The following is a 16,774-nucleotide window of genomic DNA, read 5'->3' as shown; positions in this document are numbered from 1 at the left end:
AGCGGCTTGCGCTGGCTTCGGACCCTCGCAAACGGGTACATGGCCGCTTCGATGGGCGTTTTTTCAACGGCCTGCTAAAGTTTTTCCACAATCGGTTCACGAGGTGATGCGCGATGAACCGATGGACTTTTCTCCCCCGCGGGCTGCTGGCCGCCATGATCGTCGTGGCCGCCTGGGCCCTGACGCCGGCTCCGGCGCAGGCCACGCGCGTCAAGGACGTGGCCGCCGTGCAAGGGGTGCGCAGCAACCAGCTGGTCGGCTACGGCCTGGTGGTGGGGCTGGACGGCACCGGCGACGGCAACAACGCCTACACGACGCGCAGCCTGGCCAACTTCATGCAGCAGATGGGCATCACCCTGCCGCAGGGCGTGACGGTGCAACCGAAGAACGTCGCCGCGGTGCTGGTGACGGCCGAGCTGCCGGCCTTCGCCCGGCCGGGTCAGACCATCGACGTGACGGTCTCTTCGGTCGGCAGCGCCAAGTCGCTGCGCGGCGGCACGCTGATCCAGACCCCGCTGCGCGGCGCCGACGGACAGGTCTACGCGCTGGCCCAGGGCAGCCTCGTGGTGGCCGGGGCCGGCGCGTCCGCGGGCGGCAGCAGCGTCACCGTCAACCACCTGAATGCCGGCCGCATTCCCAACGGCGCGCTGGTGGAGCGCACTGTGCCGACGCCGCTGCTGCTGGGCGAGGGGGTGACGCTGGCGCTGCGCGCCGACGACTTCCAGACCGCCTCGCGCGTGGCGGCGGCGATCAACCGCGCCATCGGCGACGGCACGGCGCAGGCGCTGGATGGGCGCACGGTGCAGGTGCGTGCGCCGCGCGACCCCAACGAGCGGGTGGCGTTCCTGGCGAGCCTCGAGGATCTGCCGGTGGAGCTGGCCACGCCGACCGCGCGCGTCGTCTTCAACGCCCGCACCGGCTCGGTGGTGCTGAACCAGGCCGTCAAACTGGCGCCGGCGGCCATCGCGCACGGCAATCTCTCGATCAGCATCAGCTCCACGCCGCAGGTCAGCCAGCCGCCGCCGTTTGCGCCCCAGGGCGCGCAGACCGTCGTCACCGAGAAGGCCGACATCCAGATCCAGCAGGACGGCGGCAAGATCATCGAGGTGGAAGCCTCCGCGCAGCTGGCGGACGTGGTGCGCGCGCTCAACAAGCTGGGCGCCACGCCGCAGGACCTGCTGGCCATCCTGCAGGCGCTCAAGGCGGCCGGGGCGTTGAAGGCCGAGTTGGAGGTGATCTGACATGGTGGCCGACGTGCGCTTCACCCTGGGGGCCGACGCCGCGCGCGGGCTGGCGGCGGACGCCCGCAGCCTCGACGCCCTCAAGGGCGCCGCTGGCCGCGACCCGAAGGCGGCGCTGAAGGAGACCGCCCGTCAGTTCGAGGCGCTGTTCATGCGCGAACTGCTCAAGTCCATGCGCGAGGCGACGATGAAGAGTGGTTTGACGGACAACGAAGGCACCGACCTGGGCATGGACCTGCTCGATGAGCAGTGGGCGGTCAAGATGACCGGCCTGCCGGGGGGGCTGAGCGAGATGATCGAGCGCCAGTTGCAGCAGCAGATCGACCCCGCCGCGCGGCCGCGCGGGGCGACCGGTGCCACTGCGCCTGTGGCCACCGCCCCGACGACGCCCGCCAGCGCCGCGGCGGTGTCGCGCCCCACGGCGTCGCAGGCGGCGTTCGTCGAGCAGCATCGCAGCGCGGCGCAGCAGGTGCAGCGCGAGACCGGTATCCCGGCCGCTTTCTTGATCGGCCAGGCCGCGCACGAGACCGGCTGGGGCCGCAGCGAGATCCGCACCGCCGACGGCGGCAACTCGTACAACCTGTTCGGCATCAAGGCCGGCCCGGGCTGGACCGGCAAGGTCGCCGAAGTCACCACCACCGAGTATGTGGACGGCCAGCCGCGCAAGATGGTGCAGCGCTTTCGCGCCTACGACAGCTACACCGAAGCATTCCGCGACTACGCGCGGCTGATCACCGGCAGCCCGCGCTACCAGGCGGTGGTGCGCAACCTGCACTCGCCGCAGGCGTTTGCCCAGCAGCTGCAACAGGCCGGCTACGCCACCGACCCGCAGTATGCCGCCAAGCTGAGCCGCGTGATCAACACCACGCTGCAGCTGCAGCGTGCCCTGGCGTGAGGGGCGGGAGAGCATCATGAGCGCCCTCAACATCGCCACCCGCGCGCTGACCACCAACCAGGCCGTGCTGCAGGTCATCGGCCACAACATCGCCAATGCCAACACCGAGGGCTACACGCGCCAGCGCGTCGAGCTCAACTCCGTGCCCGGGCAGCAAATGGGCAGCGGTTATTTTGGCAAGGGGGTGCAGATCGAGGCGGTGACCCGGGTGGGCTATGACGCGTTTTTGACGCGGGAGTCCAACGTCACCCGCGCCACGGCCGCCGCCGACCAGGTGCGCCTGCAGTATTTGCAGGGGGTGGAGTCGCTCTTTCCGCTGGGGGATGGCAGCCTCGGCAAGCTGCTCAACGATGCGCTCAACGCCTGGACCGATGTGGCCTCTAGCCCCAACGACAGCGCGGCGCGGCAGGTGGTGCTGGATCAGTTCGATGCGCTGGCCGCGCGCATCCGCGACGGCGCCGCGCGCATCGACGACATCGCCACTGGTGCGCGCTTGCAGGCCACCGAGGTGACCAAGGAGATCAACCGCCTGGCGCAGGCGATTGCCAGTGTCAACGACGCGATCGCGCGCGCGCAGGGCACCGGCGCCAGCCCCAACGACCTGCTCGACCAGCGCGACCGCCTGATCGCGCAGCTCAACGAGCAGGTGCAGGTGACCACGCTGCGCGCCGATGACGGCACGTTGTCGGTGTTCGTGGCCGGCAGCCTGCCGCTGGTCCTGGGCAACCGCGCGGCAGAGCTGCGGGTGTCGCGCGCCGAGCTGGATGGCGACCGCCAGATCCAGTTGCAGTTCGTGCAAGGGGCGAGCGCCTACGACGTGCCAGCCGACTTCGTCAGCGGCGGCAAGCTCAAGGGGCTGCTCGACTTCGTCAACCGAGATGTCATCCGCACCCAGGCCGAATTGGGCCGCATGGCGCTGGCCCTGGCCACGACCGTGAATCGCCAGCAGCAAAGCGGGCTGAACCTGCTCGGCACCGGGGGGGCGGATCTGCTGGCTTACGGCGCCTTGACGGGCAAACCAGCCGTCACGAACACCAGCAGCGGCAGTGTGAGCGCGACGGTGACCGATCCGACCCAGCTCAAAGCCGAGGATTACATTCTGGAATTTACCTCCGGCACGCAAGCGCTGATCCGGCGCGGCAGCGACGGGTGGTATTGGAACGGCAGCGGTTGGCAGGCCAACGCCGCTGCTCCGGTCACCGTCAATGGCTACTCGCTGGAGGGGCTGACGCTCAGTGTGCCGACCTCACCGGCGGCCGGGGACCGCTTCATGCTGTCCCCCGGGGCCACGGCAGCGGGTTCGCTGCAAATGGCGCTCTCGCGGCCGGCGGAATTGGCCGCGGCCAACAGGGTGACGCTGTCGCAAAACGCCACCAACACCGGCAATGCCACCATCGAGGCCGTCTCCGCCACCGTGACGGCGGGCTCGTGGGCCATGCCGACCCTGCCCGCCAGCCTCTCGTTCACCGCGCCGAACACCTTTGCCTTGGCCGGTTTTTCGCCCGCGTCCGTGACCTATACCCCGGGCGAGCCGATGACCTTCACCTACACCTCGGGTTCCGACACGGTGGAGGTGAAGATCACGCTGCGGGGGCAGCCCAATGCGGGCGATGGCTTCCAACTCCAGAACACACCCGCCGCAGGGGTTTTGTTCAACGGCGGTAACGCCCAGGCGATGCTGGCACTGCGCGACCAAGTGATGTTCGACGGCAGCATCAAGCTGTCGGAGGGCTACGTGGCGGTGTTTTCGAACCTGGCCTCGCGCGTCAACGAGGCGCAGACGCGGGCGAGCTTTTCCAAGGCGCAGGCCGACGACGCCGAGCAGCGGCGTGCCAACCAAGCTGGCGTCAACCTCGACGAAGAAGCCGCGCGGTTGCTGCAGTTCCAGCAGGCCTATCAAGCCTCCGCCAAATACCTGCAGACCGTGCAGTCCATCTTCGACACGCTGATCAGCACCTTCCGTTGACGAGGCCCATCATGTCGACCGTCTACCGCGTGGCCACGGCCTACAGCTACGACAGCACGATCAACCGGCTGCAGCAGCGCGGTGCGCAGTTGGCCGAGTCGCAAGACCAACTCTCCTCCGGCAAGCGCGTGCGCCGCATCAGCGACGACCCCTCGGCCGCTGCCTTGGCCAAGCGCGAGCAGGCGCGCATGCAGCGTATCCAGTCCGATCAGCGCGCGCTGGAGGCGGCGCGCCGCAATATCGAATTGGCCGAAAGCACGCTCGGCACCATCAACGACCTCTACCACCGCGCCAAGGAGCTGATCGTGCAGGGCGGCAACGGCGCCCTCAACGCCAGCGACCGCCGCACCATCGCCGAAGAGCTGGAGGGCATCCGCGAGCGCATTCTGGCACTGTCCAACACGCAGGACACGCTGGGCCGGCCGCTGTTCATGGGGCAGGGGACGCTCAACACGAGCGGGCAGCCGTTCGTGGAGAGTGTCGTCGCACCGACGCCGCAAACCTATGGCAGCGATAGCCGGGTCGTGCAGTGGCAGGGTGTCGCCGGCCAAAATGCGCCGACCGAGACGTCGTTGCCCCATATCCTGGATGGCGAGCGGATTTTCGGTCCCTCGGGGACACAGGCCAACGGCAGCATCTGGGAAACGCTCGATCGCGCCATCATCGCGCTGGAAAACCCCAGCTTGTCTGCCAATCAACTCGCCACCGAACTCGGCCAGGCGAATGCCAATCTGACGGTGCGGCTCGACGCCGTGCTCTCCGCCCGCGGCCAGTTGGGCGACTGGCTCAACCGGGCCGATGCGGTGCAGACGGCCCTCAAGGCGCGCGAGGACTACCACATCGCGCAGCAGTCCGAGCTCACCGACCTGGACATGGTGGAAGCCATCTCGCGCTTCCAGACCCAGCAGCTGGCCTACCAGGCCGGGCTGTCGTCGTATGCGCAGGTGCAGCGGCTGTCGCTGTTCCAATACCTGGCCTGACGGCGCGCTGGCCGTCGCATGGGCGGCGGCGCCGACTTCGGCTACAGTGTCGGCGCCATGGGCTTCAATCCGCTGGACCACGCGGTCGTCACGTATCAGCCGATCTGGGGTGACGGGCGCCGCCTGATCGGCGCGCGCCTGCAGGTGCGTCTGCTGGACGACGGCGTCGATGCCCCCCACCTGCTGCATGCGATGGCGGACTGGTGGTCTGCCGGATCGCCATTCCTGCTGGTGGCGTTCGACGATCAGCGCCCCGTTTTGCAGGCCTTGTCGGCGTCACCGCCGGACCATGTCTGGCTCGAGGTGCCGGACTTTGGCCCGCGCATGCCGCCAGAGCTGCTGCAGGCCCTCGCGCAGGCCCGGCGCCTGGGGCACCGTCTGGTGCAAAACCTGCCCTTGGCCCGTGCGCACCCTGTCACCGGGAGCGCGGCCGAGCGCTTCCGCTACCTGCTGCACCTGTGGCCCGACCATGTACGGCAGGCCCTGTCCGCGCAGCGGCCGGCCGACAGCCCCGTGCTGCCGGGGCAGTTGTACGGGGCGATCGGCCAGGTAGCGCTCGCGGCCCATTGCCTGGATGTGCGACAGGCCTGGGGGGTGGTGGGCTGGCCGGATGACGATGCGCTGGCGTCCCGCCCCGCAGGTGGCTTGGGGGTGGACAAGGGCGCACTGTTGCGCGTGCAGCAGGCCCTGCTGCGCGAGGCGTCCATGGAGACGGTGATCGGTCTGGTGCACAGCGACGTGCTGCTGACCTACCGCTTGCTGCGGTTGGTCAACGGCGATGCCTTCGGTACCGGACGCGAGGTGTCCACTGTGCGGCAGGCCGTCCTGTTGCTGGGCGAGCGGCGTTTTCGCGATGCGCTGCTCCGGCTGTTGCCCGGCACGGTCTCCGACCCCGATCTGCAGCCCGTGCGCCAAGCCTTGGTGCTGCGTGCGCAGTTGATGCAAATGCTCATGGACGCGGGCGCCCAGCACGAGCTGGCCACCGAGATCTATCTCACGGGGCTGTTCTCCAACCTGGATCGCTGGCTGCGCGTGCCGCTCGCACAGGCCTTGGAACGCGTGCCTCTGTCCGAAGCCATCACCGAGGCCCTGCTGGCGGGGCAGGGGCCGTACAGCGTGTACCTGGACCTGGCCCGGCGGCTGGCCGATCCGGCGCAGTCGCAACACCTGCCCGCCCGGATGCAGGAGGAAGGCTTCGCGCTCGCGCACGTCAACACGGCGCTGCTGCGCACGCTGGCGCGCTGGCGCTCGCCGGTGTGACCACGCCCGGGCAGGGCGATTCGGGGCCCGGAAAACACCAAAGCCCGCGCGGTGGCGGGCTTGAGGCGGTGAAATCTGGCTCCCCGACCTGGGCTCGAACCAGGGACCTACGGATTAACAGTCCGGCGCTCTACCGACTGAGCTATCGGGGATCGGTAAGCCTCGCATTATAGCGACAAAATCGATCGCTCGGACTGGCGTCGCCTGTTGGACAGGCGCTTGTGGCGCAGCCCGTGGGGCCTGCGCACAATCGCGGGCTGGTGTGGCGGGTCGGTGTGCCGGCCCGGATGTGGCCCGTGGCCTTGGGAGCCTGTATGGACCTGCGATTGACCCCCGACGAGAACGCGTTTCGCGACGCGGTGCGCGCCTTTTTGCGCGACGAGCTGCCGCCCGAGTTGGCCACCAAGGTCCGGCAGGGCCTGCGGCTGACGCGCGACGACATGGCGCGCTGGCATGCCATTCTGCAGGCGCGGGGTTGGCTGGCCAGCCACTGGCCGCGCGAATGGGGCGGCCCTGGCTGGGGGCCGGTGCAGCGTTTCATTTTCGAAAACGAATGTGCCCTGGCCGGCGCACCGCGCATCGTGCCGTTCGGTGTCAACATGCTGGGCCCAGTGCTGATTAAGTATGGCACCGAGGCGCAGAAGCGCCACTGGCTGCCGCGCATCCTGGACGGTTCGGACTGGTGGTGCCAGGGCTACTCGGAGCCGGGGGCCGGCTCGGACCTGGCCTCGCTCAAGACCACCGCGGTGCGCGACGGCGACCACTACGTCGTCAACGGTCAGAAGACCTGGACGACGCTCGGGCACTACGCCAACCGGATGTTCTGCCTCGTGCGCACCGACCGCGACGCCAAGCCGCAGGAGGGCATCAGCTTTCTGCTGATCGACCTGGACAGCCCGGGCGTGGAGGTGCGCCCCATCCTCACGCTGGACGGTGAGCACGAGGTCAACGAGGTCTTTCTGACCGATGTGCGCGTGCCGCTGGACCGTCTGGTCGGCGCGGAGAACCAGGGCTGGACGATCGCCAAGTATTTGTTGACCTACGAGCGCACCAACATCGCCGGCATCGGCTTTTCGGTGGCGGGGCTGGAGCGGCTCAAGGTCATCGCGCGCGCGGTGCACAAGGGTGGCCGGCCGCTGATCGAGGATCCGCTGTTTGCCGCACGGCTGGCGCGCGTGGAAATCGAGCTGGACAACCTCAAGACCACCAACCTGCGCGTGCTGGCGGCGGTGGCCGGTGGCGGTGCGCCGGGGCCGCAGAGTTCGCTGCTCAAGATCCTGGGCACGCAGGTGCGGCAGGAGATCCTGAGCCTGACGCGTCGCGCCATGGGGCCGTACGCGCTGCCGTGGATCGAGGCGGCGCTGACGTTGGAGGGCGCCGATCAGGCGGTCGGTCCCGTGGGGGCGGCCAGCGCCGCGGCGCAGTACTTCAACTACCGCAAGCTGTCGATCTTCGGCGGTTCCAACGAGATCCAGAAGAACATCGTCGCCAAGACGGTGCTCGGCTTGTGAGGAGGGGCAGTCATGGATTTTTCGCTGACCGATGACCAGCGCATGCTCGCCGATTCGCTGGACCGCTATCTGGCACAGCGCTACCCGATTGAACGTCGCCATGCGGCGGCCGCGGCGCCGCAGGGGTACGACGTGGATCTGTGGGCAGGATTGGTGGAGCTGGGGGCCGTCGCGGCGCTGCTGCCCGAGTCGGCCGGGGGATTGGGTGGGGGCGGCTTTGACATCGCCACTGTCTTCGAAAGCGCGGGCCGGGCCCTGGTGATCGAACCCCTGCTGGGCTCCGCCGTGGTGGGGCAGATGCTGGCCCGCGCCGACGCCCCGCAGGCCTGGGCCGTGTGGCTGGAGCGGCTGGCTGCCGGCGCGGTCGTCGCGCTCGCCCACGAGGAGCCCGATGCCCACTACGAACCCACCCATGTCGCCACCACTGCCCAGCACGACGCGGGGGGCTGGGTGCTCGACGGTCACAAGGCGGTCGTGCCGCACGGGGGGCAGGCGGAGGGCTGGCTGGTCTCTGCGCGGCTGTCCGGGGCCGTGCGCGATGCGGAGGGCATCGCGCTGTTTTGGGTGCCGCGCGGCACACCCGGGGTATCGGTGCGCGCCTATCCCCGCATCGATGGCGGTGGTGCTGCGGATGTGACCCTGACCGCGGTGCGTGTGCCGACCGACGCCCTGGTGGCCGGCCCGGCGCGGGCACGCCAAGTGTTGGCGCAGGGGCTGGCCTGTGGATCCCTCGCCCTGTGCGCCGAGGCACTCGGCGCCATGGAGGTCGCCCTGCGCATGACGCGCGACTATCTGCAGACGCGCCGCCAGTTTGGACGCCCGATCGGCAGCTTCCAGGCGCTGCAGCACCGCGCGGTCGATCTGTGGATGGCGGTCGAGCAATCGCGCTCGGCCGTCATCAATGCCGCGGCCGCCTTCGACGGCGACGACCCGCTCGAGCGCGACCGCCTCGTCGCGGCCGCCAAAGCCACCATCGGCCGAGTCGGCACCCAGGTGGCGGAGGAGAGCATCCAGTTGCACGGCGGCATTGGCATGACGTGGGAACTGCCGCTGTCGCACTACGCCAAGCGCTTGGTCATGATCGACCACGAATTCGGCGACGAAGACCATCACCTCGCCCGCTTCATTGCGCTCAGCCGCGAGCGGGAGGCGCGGGCCTGACCGAGCCGGGCTGCTCCCTGGAACCCTGGTCGCGCACCGCGATCCACCCGCCATGCAAGCTCTGCAACCGCCGCGCCCGTGCCGCCGCATCGTTGGCGCGCCATGGGGCGCTGGGTGGCCGTTGGTGTGGTCGCCGCAGTGGCTGCCGGATGCAGCGTGATCGGCCTGGCCTACAACCGGCTGCCCACCGTGGTGATGTGGCGGCTGGACAGTCTGTGGGACCTGGATGCTCCCCAGCGCCAGGGTCTGGACGAGGCCGCTCGCCGCTGGCACCGATGGCACCGCCGCGAGCGCCTGGCGTCGGGCTGTCGCTGGCTGGCCGACTGGCATGCCCAAGCCACTCCCGAGCAGCGGGCCCGGGCCGCCAGCCAGTTGCAGGCCTACGAGCGCGACATCCGCGCGCTAATCCCCAACGGAGGCCCGTTCAACGTCAGCCTGTCCCGTGGTGCCGCATCCGGACAATGAAAAAGCCCGCCAAGCGGTGCTTGGCGGGCTTCATGCAGAGCGTGGATGACCGGGCTGGCCGATTACATGTCCATGCCCATGCCGCCCATGCCACCGGCAGCCGGCGCCGGGGTTTCGGCCTTCGGGGTCTCGGCGACCATGCACTCGGTGGTCAGCATCAGGCCGGCCACGGAAGCGGCGTTTTGCAGCGCGGTACGGGTCACCTTGGTCGGGTCCAGGATGCCCATCTCGATCATGTCGCCGTAGGTGTCGTTGGCGGCGTTGAAGCCGAAGTTGCCCTTGCCTTCCAGCACCTTGTTGATCACGACCGAGGGCTCGCCACCGGCGTTGGCCACGATTTCGCGCAGCGGGGCTTCGATGGCCTTGAGCACCAGCTTGATGCCGGCGTCCTGATCGGCGTTGGCGCCGTGCAGTTCGCCCACCGCCTGACGGGCGCGCAGCAGCGCCACACCACCGCCGGGGACGATGCCCTCTTCGACGGCCGCACGGGTGGCGTGCAGAGCGTCCTCGACGCGGGCCTTCTTCTCCTTCATCTCGACCTCGGTGGCCGCGCCGACCTTGATCACCGCCACGCCACCGGCGAGCTTCGCCACGCGCTCCTGCAGCTTCTCACGGTCGTAGTCGCTGGTCGCTTCCTCGATTTGGATGCGGATCTGCTTGACGCGCGCTTCGATGTCCTCGGCCTTGCCAGCGCCATCGATGATGGTGGTGTTTTCTTTGGCCACTTCGACGCGCTTGGCCTGACCCAGGTCGGCCAGCGTCACCTTCTCCAGCGTCAGGCCGACTTCCTCGGCGATGACCTTGCCACCGGTCAGAATGGCGATGTCTTCCAGCATGGCCTTGCGGCGATCGCCAAAGCCCGGGGCCTTGACCGCCACCACCTTCAGAATGCCGCGGATGGTGTTGACCACCAGGGTGGCCAGCGCCTCGCCTTCGACTTCCTCGGCGATGATCAGCAGCGGACGGCCGGCCTTGGCCACCTGCTCCAGCGCCGGCAGCAGGTCACGGATGTTGCTGATCTTCTTGTCGTGCAGCAGGATGTACGGGTTGTCCAGCACCGCCACCTGCTTGTCCGGGTTGTTGATGAAGTACGGCGACAGGTAGCCGCGGTCGAACTGCATGCCCTCGACGACATCCAGCTCGTTGCTCAGGCTCTTGCCGTCTTCAACGGTGATGACGCCTTCTTTGCCGACCTTGTCCATCGCTTCGGCAATGATGTTGCCGATCGACTCGTCGCTGTTGGCCGAGATGGCGCCGACCTGGGCGATCTCCTTGCTGGTGGTGGTGGGCTTGCTGATCTTCTTCAGCTCGGCCACCAGCGCCTCGACCGCCTTGTCGATGCCACGCTTGAGGTCCATCGGGTTCATGCCGGCGGCCACGTACTTCATGCCTTCGCGCACGATGGCCTGGGCCAGCACGGTGGCGGTGGTGGTGCCGTCACCGGCGTTGTCGCTGGTCTTGGAAGCGACTTCCTTGACCATCTGCGCGCCCATGTTCTGCAACTTGTCCTTCAGCTCGATTTCCTTGGCCACGGACACCCCGTCCTTGGTCACGGTGGGGGCGCCGAAGGAGCGCTCGAGCACCACGTTGCGGCCCTTGGGACCCAGAGTCACTTTGACCGCGTTGGCCAGGATGTTCACGCCTTCGACCATGCGGGCGCGGGCTTCGCCGCCAAACACGACGTCTTTTGCTGCCATTTTTCAGTTTCCTTTGCGAATAGGGGAGGTGAGCGTTGTCAGACCGGTGTCGGTCGGGGTCACTTCTCGACGACGGCGAACAGGTCGTCTTCTTTCATGACCAGCAGCTCTTCGCCGTCGACCTTGACGGTCTGGCCGCTGTACTTGCCGAACAGCACACGGTCGCCGACCTTGACGCTCAGCGGCTTGGTTTCGCCCTTGTCGTTGGTCTTGCCGGGACCGACGGCCAGCACTTCGCCTTGATCGGGCTTCTCGGCGGCGTTGTCCGGGATCACGATGCCCGAGGCGGTCTTGGTCTCGTTTTCCAGGCGCTTGACGATCACGCGATCGGCGAGAGGACGAAGTTTCATGCGATCTCCTGTCGAAAGGACGATGAGAATGTGAGATGGAGACGGCGGAGGTCCGTTATTAGCACTCACCGCCGACGAGTGCTAATCATAAGGGCTGCGGAAACGGTTTTCAAGGGGCTGTATGAGTCCGCCACCTTTGGCTGTCTCGGTGGCGTTGGAGCCGGCATGGCCGGGGCATCAGGCCGGCGGCGTTCGCACCGTCTGGTGCTGCACCCAGTCCGCGTAGCCCTCGCTGGCCTCGATTGGCGTGTACCAGATGGCGGGCAGGTGGTAGGGGTGGCGCGCGGCGATGAAGTCGCGCAGCGCCGGCCAGTCGGCCGCGCGGGCCTTGGCCTGCAGTCGCCATTCGGCGTCGTCCTGCATCGCGTTGTCCCACTCGTAGACGCTGGTGATGGCGTGTAACTGCACGCAGGCCGCTAGCCGCGCACGCACCAGCGCCTGGGCGAGCGCGCGAGCGCCTCCCTCGTCTGGCAGCGTCGTGAATACCGCGATCAGCGCGTCGTCCATGGCAATGTCGGGGTGGGTCTGCCCGTCCGATGGTAGCCGATGGCGGGTCGCGAGTCGTGGCCGCTTTCGGTGACACCGTCGCGCCAGACGGTCGGCCGAGAAACGAAAAGCCCGCGCATGGCGGGCTTGATTTATTTGGTGGCGCTTCAGGGATTCGAACCCCGGACCTGCGGATTATGATTCCGTCGCTCTAACCGGCTGAGCTAAAGCGCCTTTGAAGCCGCCATTATAGCCAAAATCCACGCCCCAACGTGCCGGGGCTGACGCCGGCTGGGCACGTGTCGGGGGCGAGCGTGTGCCGGCCGTTCAGCGGTGCTGAAAATTCGGTGCGCGCTTGTCCAGGAAGGCGGCCATGCCTTCCTTTTGGTCCTCCGTGGCAAACATGGCGTGGAATAGCCGGCGCTCGTACATCAGGCCGTCGGCCAGCGGGCCTTCGAAAGCGCGATTGACCGCCTCCTTGGCGGCCAGCACCGCCAGCCGCGGCAACGCGGCAATGGACAGCGCGACGGCCAGCGCCTCGTCCATCAGCTTGTCCAGCGGCACCACGCGGCTGACCAAACCGGCGCGCTCGGCCTCGGCCGCATCCATCATGCGCCCGGTCAGTGCCATGTCCATGGCCTTGGCCTTGCCAACGGCACGCGGCAGCCGCTGGGTGCCACCGGCACCGGGGATGACGCCGATCTTCACCTCCGGTTGGCCAAACTTGGCGTTGTCGGCGGCGATGATGATGTCGCACATCATGGCCACCTCGCAGCCGCCGCCCAGCGCGAAGCCGGCCACGGCCGCGATGACAGGCTTGCGCACGTGGCGCAGCGCCTCCCAGTTGCGGGTGATGTATTCGGTGCGGTAGACGTCCGAGAAGGTGTAGCGCGCCATGGCGGCAATGTCGGCGCCGGCGGCAAAGGCCTTCTCGTTGCCCGTCAGCACGATGCAGCCGATCGCATCGTCGGCATCGAAGGCCTTGAGTGCGGCGCCCAGCTCGTTCATGAGCTGGTCGTTCAGGGCGTTGAGCTGTTTGGGGCGGTTCAAGGCGATGATGCCAACCGGCCCTTCGGTGCGGGTGAGCAGGGTTTCGTACAGGGGGGATGTCTCGCTCATGCGGGTTTCCTCGGACGGGCGTCAAGAATGGGGTCATGCGTCGGTGACCACCGCCGACTATAGCGTCCCGGCGGCGCCGCACCGGCGGTGGCGGAGGCCATGGCCGGCCGCCCGGGCGGGTTACGATTCGTGCATCGCGGCGGCATGGCTGGCCGCCCGTTCCCGAGCCAGAGGAGACTCCCCATGACCCAGCAACCAGCGGCCGCGCCGGCGGCCGACGAGATTCTGTTCGAGCGCCGCGGTGCGGTGGCCGTGCTCACGCTCAACCGCCCCCAGGCGCTCAACAGCTTTACCCGCACCATGCACCAGGCGTTTCAGCGCGCGCTGGCCGACGTGGAGGCCGACCGCGGCATTCGGGCCCTGGTGCTGACCGGCGCCGGACGCGGTTTTTGCGCCGGGCTGGACCTGTCGGAGCTGGACTTCTCCCCCGGCCCCGACATGCTGGAACGCGCCAACCCCGGACCGATCATCGAGACCTGCTTCAACCCCAGCGCACGCGCACTGATGCATCTGCGCGTGCCCACGCTGGCGGCGGTCAATGGGGTGGCGGCCGGGGCCGGCGTGTCCCTGGCGCTGACGTGCGACATTGCCATCGCTGCCCCCGGCGCCAGCTTCGTGCAGGCGTTCAGCAAGATCGGGCTGATTCCCGATGCCGGCGGGAGCTGGCTGACGGTGGAACGCTTGGGGCTGGCCCGGGCCATGGCTCTGGCCATGCTCGGCGACAAGCTGCCGGCGGAGCAGGCGCGCGATTGGGGGCTGATCTGGTCGGTGGCCGACGATCCCCTGGCGGCGGCGCTGGCGATGGCAGAACGCTTGGCGACCATGCCGACACGGGCGCTGGTGAGCACGCGGCATCTGCTGCGCGGTGCCCTGCAGCGCTCGTTCGAACAGCAGCTCGACGCCGAGCGCGATTGCCAAGCCGCGCTGGGCCGCAGCCACGACTACGTGGAGGGCGTCACAGCCTTTCTGCAGAAGCGCGCGCCGCAGTTTCGCGGGGAGTGAGGTCGGCCCGGGCCTCGGGCGGGGCGGGTTGTAACTGTACGGTGGTGGCGGCTGCCGGCCACTGGAGCGGGCAGCGCAGCACGCGACCATCGCGGGCCACCCAGCACACCAGAGGCTCGTCCGCGGTCAGCCCGCGGGCATGTAAGGCCACGTCGTCCAGCCGACGCACGCGCCAGATTTCCCCCGCGCGCTCCACGGCCAGCCATTCGTCCCCGGCGGCCAGGCCGGCCGCCTCCGCCGCACTGCCCCGCAGCACGTTGCGCAGGCGGATGCCGCTGGCCTCGTCCACCCGCAGGCCGAGCTGTTGTGCCAGGGGCGCACGCTCCTCGATCCAGCGCACCCCATGCCGCTCCAGCAGGGGGCGCAGGGGCAACTCGTCGGTGCCGTGCACCCAGGCGTCCAGTTCGGCGTCCAGATCGCGGCCGGCCAAGCGGCGCAGCACGGCGCGCAGGTCCGCCTCGCGCATGGGCCCGCCCGCGCAGCGCTGCCACAGTGCACGCATCACATCGTCCAGGGTGGTTCGACCCTCCAGGCGCAGTGTCAGATCCAGGCACAGGGCCACCAAGGCGCCTTTGGCGTAGTAGCTGACGGTCGCGTTGGGCGTGTTCTCCTGCACCCGGTAGTACTTGATCCAGGCATCCCAACTGGCCTGCGCTACGCTCTGCACCCGCCGCCCCGGGGTCTGCAGCACATGGTTGATGGACTTGGCCAGCAATTGCAAATGGGTGGCTTGGTCGATCAGCCCCGCGCGCAGCAGCAGCAAGTCGTCGTAGTAGCTGGTGAAGCCCTCGAAGAACCACAGCAGCTCGGTCGGGTTCTCGCGGTCGTAGTCGTAGCGGGTGAACTCCCGCGGGCGCAGACGCTTGACGTTCCAGGTGTGGAAGTATTCGTGGCTGATCAGCCCCAGCAGTGTGGTGTAGCCGTCGCCTGCGCGCAGCAGCGCCGGCGCCTGGTCCGGTGCGCTCGGGCCCGGCAGCGGCTGCAGGGGCAGGTCGGTGCGGGCGCACACCAGCGCGGTCGAGTGGCGGTGTTCCAGCCCGCCGTAGCCGTCCTGCGTGGCGTTGAGCAAAAACAGGTACCGGTCGATCGGGGGCGTGCCGTCGGGCCCGTGCCACAGGGTCATGGCGGCCTCGCACACCTGCGCCGTGTCGCGCAGCAGCCGCTCCCCGTCGAAGCCGGCCACCGCCCCGCTGACGACGAAGCGATGGGGCACACCCCGAACGACGACGTCGCCGCACCAGAAGTCGCCCATTTCCACGGGGCTGTCGGCCAATTCGTCGTAATCCGCGGCCAGGTAGGTGCCAAAGCCGTCGCCCGTGGCCCACTGCCAGCCTGGGGCCCTCCGCGGCCGCGCGCCCGCAGCCGGGGCCCAAGGGCGCAATGCCGTGGCCACGCGCCAGCCGCGGGTGGCGTCACTGCCGGCCAGTGTCAGCGCGTGCGGTTCGTCCTCGCGCCCATGCACGCGCAGGCACAGGCTGGTGGCGTTGAAAAAACCCCGCCGCGCATCCAGGTACGCGGCGCGCACCGAGGGGTCGAAGGCATAGACCTCGTATTGCAAGGTCAGCGTGCCGGCGGCGGCCTCGGCGTCCAGCTCGGCTTGCCAGCTGTTCTTGGTCAGCGCGCGCAGCGGAACCGGGCGCCCATCCACCGCCGCTTGCAGGCGCTGCAGGTGCTGGGCAAACTCCCGCACCAGGTAGCTGCCCGGAATCCACACCGGCAGACTGACGCGCTGACGCGGCGCGGGGCGGTCGATCGCCAACGTGACCCGCCACAGGTGGGCATGGGTATCGGCCACCTCGACGGTGTAGCGCAGGGCCGCCGGCTGGCCGAGGTGGCGGGCTGGGGCGGGGCGGCGACGGGTCATTTGGCGCCGACGCTTTGGGCCAGCAGCGGCTCCAGACGATCCAGCCCCACCGCGCCCGGCAGGCGCGTGCCATTGGCCAGGATGGTGGTCGGGGTGCCGGTGATGCGGTATTTTTGGCCGAAAGCGATGTTACGTTCCAAGGCCGTGGTGTCGCACTTGGCGTCGGCCTTGGGCTCGGGCGGGGTCACGCCGCGCTGCATCCAGTCGTCCCAGGCCTTGTTGCGATCGCGTGCGCACCAGATCGCGCGGGATTTTTGCTCGGAGTCCTTGCCCAGCACGGGGTAGAGGAAGGTGTGGATGGTGACGTTGTCCAGCTTGGCCAGATCCCGCTCGAAGCGTTTGCAGAATCCGCAATTGGGATCGGCAAACACGGCCAGCTTGCGCTGCCCGTTGCCACGCACCACGGTGAAGGCGTCCTTCAGCGGCAGCTCGTCGAAGGCGATGGCGGTGAGCTTCTCCAGCCGTTCGTCGGTTAGGTTGACGCGCGCCTTGGTGTCGATGAGAGCGCCCTGGATCAGGTAATTGCCCTCGGCATCGGTGTAGAGGATGTCCGTGCCGTTGATGCGGATCTCGAACAGGCCGCGCATGGGGGTGGGGCGCACCTCGTCGATGCGGGGCAGGTTGGGCAGGCGCTCGCTGAGGTTTTTGCGGATCACGGCTTCGTTGGCGTGGGCAGCGGTGGCCAACAGCGCAACGCCGACCAGGCCCAGCGTGAGGCGACGCACCGCGGGCAGGACGGGCAGGGCAGAACGGGTCATGTGAGGTCTCGGCAAGAAA

General features: G+C 68.6%; 15 protein-coding genes and 2 tRNA genes. 9 read left to right on the top strand and 8 right to left on the bottom strand.

Going from position 1 to position 16,774, the window contains the following annotated elements; translation table 11 throughout:
* The first annotated feature begins 155 nt into the window (after positions 1-155).
* Genes ACK4TH_RS09225 through ACK4TH_RS09205 form a run of 5 tightly spaced genes read left to right on the top strand, consistent with a single transcriptional unit; the run spans position 156 to position 6,342 of the window.
* Positions 156-1,241: a flagellar basal body P-ring protein FlgI gene (locus tag ACK4TH_RS09225; protein ID WP_409625447.1), complete on the top strand. Its 1,086-nt coding sequence runs from the start codon at positions 156-158 to the stop codon at positions 1,239-1,241.
* 1 nt (position 1,242) lies between these two features.
* The gene (gene flgJ, locus ACK4TH_RS09220) at positions 1,243-2,136 is read left to right on the top strand and encodes a flagellar assembly peptidoglycan hydrolase FlgJ (RefSeq protein ID WP_409625441.1); all 894 of its coding nucleotides are present in this window, start codon (positions 1,243-1,245) and stop codon (positions 2,134-2,136) included.
* Between the two features lie 16 nt (positions 2,137-2,152).
* Entirely contained in the window at positions 2,153-4,102 is a 1,950-nt protein-coding gene (gene flgK / locus ACK4TH_RS09215; protein WP_409625438.1) for a flagellar hook-associated protein FlgK, read from the top strand.
* Positions 4,103-4,113: 11 nt separating this feature from the next.
* A complete protein-coding gene (locus tag ACK4TH_RS09210; RefSeq protein WP_409625435.1) occupies positions 4,114-5,082 on the top strand; it encodes a flagellin in 969 nt (322 codons plus the stop codon).
* Between the two features lie 18 nt (positions 5,083-5,100).
* Complete coding sequence (locus tag ACK4TH_RS09205; RefSeq protein ID WP_409625432.1) at positions 5,101-6,342, top strand: HDOD domain-containing protein; 1,242 nt, start codon at positions 5,101-5,103, stop codon at positions 6,340-6,342.
* 76 nt (positions 6,343-6,418) lie between these two features.
* On the opposite strand, the gene ACK4TH_RS09200 is transcribed toward ACK4TH_RS09205, so the two are convergent.
* A tRNA-Asn gene (locus ACK4TH_RS09200) sits at positions 6,419-6,494 on the bottom strand.
* Between the two features lie 162 nt (positions 6,495-6,656).
* On the opposite strand from ACK4TH_RS09200, the gene ACK4TH_RS09195 reads away from it, so the two are divergent.
* From ACK4TH_RS09195 to ACK4TH_RS09185, 3 genes are all read left to right on the top strand, one after another.
* Positions 6,657-7,853 carry an acyl-CoA dehydrogenase family protein gene (locus ACK4TH_RS09195; RefSeq protein ID WP_409625429.1) on the top strand — a complete coding sequence of 399 codons (1,197 nt, stop codon included), beginning with the start codon at positions 6,657-6,659 and terminating at the stop codon, positions 7,851-7,853.
* Positions 7,854-7,865: 12 nt separating this feature from the next.
* Positions 7,866-9,014, top strand: coding sequence for an acyl-CoA dehydrogenase family protein (locus ACK4TH_RS09190; protein WP_409625427.1), 1,149 nt, complete (start codon positions 7,866-7,868; stop codon positions 9,012-9,014).
* Positions 9,015-9,092: 78 nt separating this feature from the next.
* Positions 9,093-9,479, top strand: a complete 387-nt coding sequence (locus tag ACK4TH_RS09185) for a hypothetical protein (RefSeq protein ID WP_409625424.1) — start codon at positions 9,093-9,095, stop codon at positions 9,477-9,479.
* Positions 9,480-9,541: 62 nt separating this feature from the next.
* Here ACK4TH_RS09185 and groL read toward each other — a convergent pair whose 3' ends face one another.
* The 5 genes from groL to ACK4TH_RS09160 form a co-directional block, all read right to left on the bottom strand.
* Positions 9,542-11,176 carry a chaperonin GroEL gene (gene groL / locus ACK4TH_RS09180; RefSeq protein WP_409625421.1) on the bottom strand — a complete coding sequence of 545 codons (1,635 nt, stop codon included), beginning with the start codon at positions 11,174-11,176 and terminating at the stop codon, positions 9,542-9,544.
* A gap of 59 nt (positions 11,177-11,235) precedes the next feature.
* Positions 11,236-11,526: a co-chaperone GroES gene (gene groES / locus ACK4TH_RS09175; RefSeq protein WP_068608443.1), complete on the bottom strand. Its 291-nt coding sequence runs from the start codon at positions 11,524-11,526 to the stop codon at positions 11,236-11,238.
* 177 nt (positions 11,527-11,703) lie between these two features.
* Positions 11,704-12,033: a divalent-cation tolerance protein CutA gene (gene cutA / locus ACK4TH_RS09170; RefSeq protein ID WP_409625417.1), complete on the bottom strand. Its 330-nt coding sequence runs from the start codon at positions 12,031-12,033 to the stop codon at positions 11,704-11,706.
* A 136-nt stretch (positions 12,034-12,169) separates the two neighbouring features.
* Positions 12,170-12,246, bottom strand: a tRNA-Met gene (locus ACK4TH_RS09165).
* A gap of 93 nt (positions 12,247-12,339) precedes the next feature.
* Positions 12,340-13,131, bottom strand: a complete 792-nt coding sequence (locus ACK4TH_RS09160; RefSeq protein WP_409625414.1) for an enoyl-CoA hydratase — start codon at positions 13,129-13,131, stop codon at positions 12,340-12,342.
* A 183-nt stretch (positions 13,132-13,314) separates the two neighbouring features.
* Between ACK4TH_RS09160 and ACK4TH_RS09155 the strand changes: the two genes are divergently transcribed.
* On the top strand, positions 13,315-14,133 hold the full coding sequence (locus ACK4TH_RS09155; RefSeq protein WP_409625411.1) for an enoyl-CoA hydratase-related protein: 819 nt from the start codon (positions 13,315-13,317) through the stop codon (positions 14,131-14,133).
* Here the strand turns inward: ACK4TH_RS09155 and ACK4TH_RS09150 are convergent.
* Together ACK4TH_RS09150 and ACK4TH_RS09145 are read right to left on the bottom strand one after the other, a co-directional pair.
* Entirely contained in the window at positions 14,087-15,997 is a 1,911-nt protein-coding gene (locus ACK4TH_RS09150; RefSeq protein WP_409625408.1) for a M61 family metallopeptidase, read from the bottom strand. The two genes, ACK4TH_RS09155 and ACK4TH_RS09150, sit on opposite strands and share 47 nt — an antisense overlap.
* A complete protein-coding gene (locus ACK4TH_RS09145) occupies positions 15,994-16,755 on the bottom strand; it encodes a DsbC family protein (protein ID WP_409625405.1) in 762 nt (253 codons plus the stop codon). The genes ACK4TH_RS09150 and ACK4TH_RS09145 overlap by 4 nt, the downstream gene beginning before the upstream one ends.
* Positions 16,756-16,774: the final 19 nt, after the last annotated feature.

Origin of the sequence: Tepidimonas sp., assembly GCF_046292505.1 — a bacterium.
Lineage (GTDB): Bacteria > Pseudomonadota > Gammaproteobacteria > Burkholderiales > Burkholderiaceae_C > Tepidimonas.
Note: the sequence above shows the minus strand (reverse complement) of the source record. Positions and strands in the feature narration are given on the sequence as shown.

Excerpts from the sequence above, each read along its gene's own strand:
- ACK4TH_RS09225 (WP_409625447.1), top strand. The coding sequence starts at position 156 with ATGATCGTCGTGGCCGCCTGGGCCCTGACGCCGGCTCCGGCGCAGGCC.
- flgJ (WP_409625441.1), top strand. The coding sequence starts at position 1,243 with ATGGTGGCCGACGTGCGCTTCACCCTGGGGGCCGACGCCGCGCGCGGG.
- flgK (WP_409625438.1), top strand. The coding sequence starts at position 2,153 with ATGAGCGCCCTCAACATCGCCACCCGCGCGCTGACCACCAACCAGGCC.
- ACK4TH_RS09210 (WP_409625435.1), top strand. The coding sequence starts at position 4,114 with ATGTCGACCGTCTACCGCGTGGCCACGGCCTACAGCTACGACAGCACG.
- ACK4TH_RS09205 (WP_409625432.1), top strand. The coding sequence starts at position 5,101 with ATGGGCGGCGGCGCCGACTTCGGCTACAGTGTCGGCGCCATGGGCTTC.
- ACK4TH_RS09195 (WP_409625429.1), top strand. The coding sequence starts at position 6,657 with ATGGACCTGCGATTGACCCCCGACGAGAACGCGTTTCGCGACGCGGTG.
- ACK4TH_RS09190 (WP_409625427.1), top strand. The coding sequence starts at position 7,866 with ATGGATTTTTCGCTGACCGATGACCAGCGCATGCTCGCCGATTCGCTG.
- groL (WP_409625421.1), bottom strand. The coding sequence starts at position 11,176 with ATGGCAGCAAAAGACGTCGTGTTTGGCGGCGAAGCCCGCGCCCGCATG.
- groES (WP_068608443.1), bottom strand. The coding sequence starts at position 11,526 with ATGAAACTTCGTCCTCTCGCCGATCGCGTGATCGTCAAGCGCCTGGAA.
- cutA (WP_409625417.1), bottom strand. The coding sequence starts at position 12,033 with ATGGACGACGCGCTGATCGCGGTATTCACGACGCTGCCAGACGAGGGA.
- ACK4TH_RS09160 (WP_409625414.1), bottom strand. The coding sequence starts at position 13,131 with ATGAGCGAGACATCCCCCCTGTACGAAACCCTGCTCACCCGCACCGAA.
- ACK4TH_RS09155 (WP_409625411.1), top strand. The coding sequence starts at position 13,315 with ATGACCCAGCAACCAGCGGCCGCGCCGGCGGCCGACGAGATTCTGTTC.
- ACK4TH_RS09150 (WP_409625408.1), bottom strand. The coding sequence starts at position 15,997 with ATGACCCGTCGCCGCCCCGCCCCAGCCCGCCACCTCGGCCAGCCGGCG.
- ACK4TH_RS09145 (WP_409625405.1), bottom strand. The coding sequence starts at position 16,755 with ATGACCCGTTCTGCCCTGCCCGTCCTGCCCGCGGTGCGTCGCCTCACG.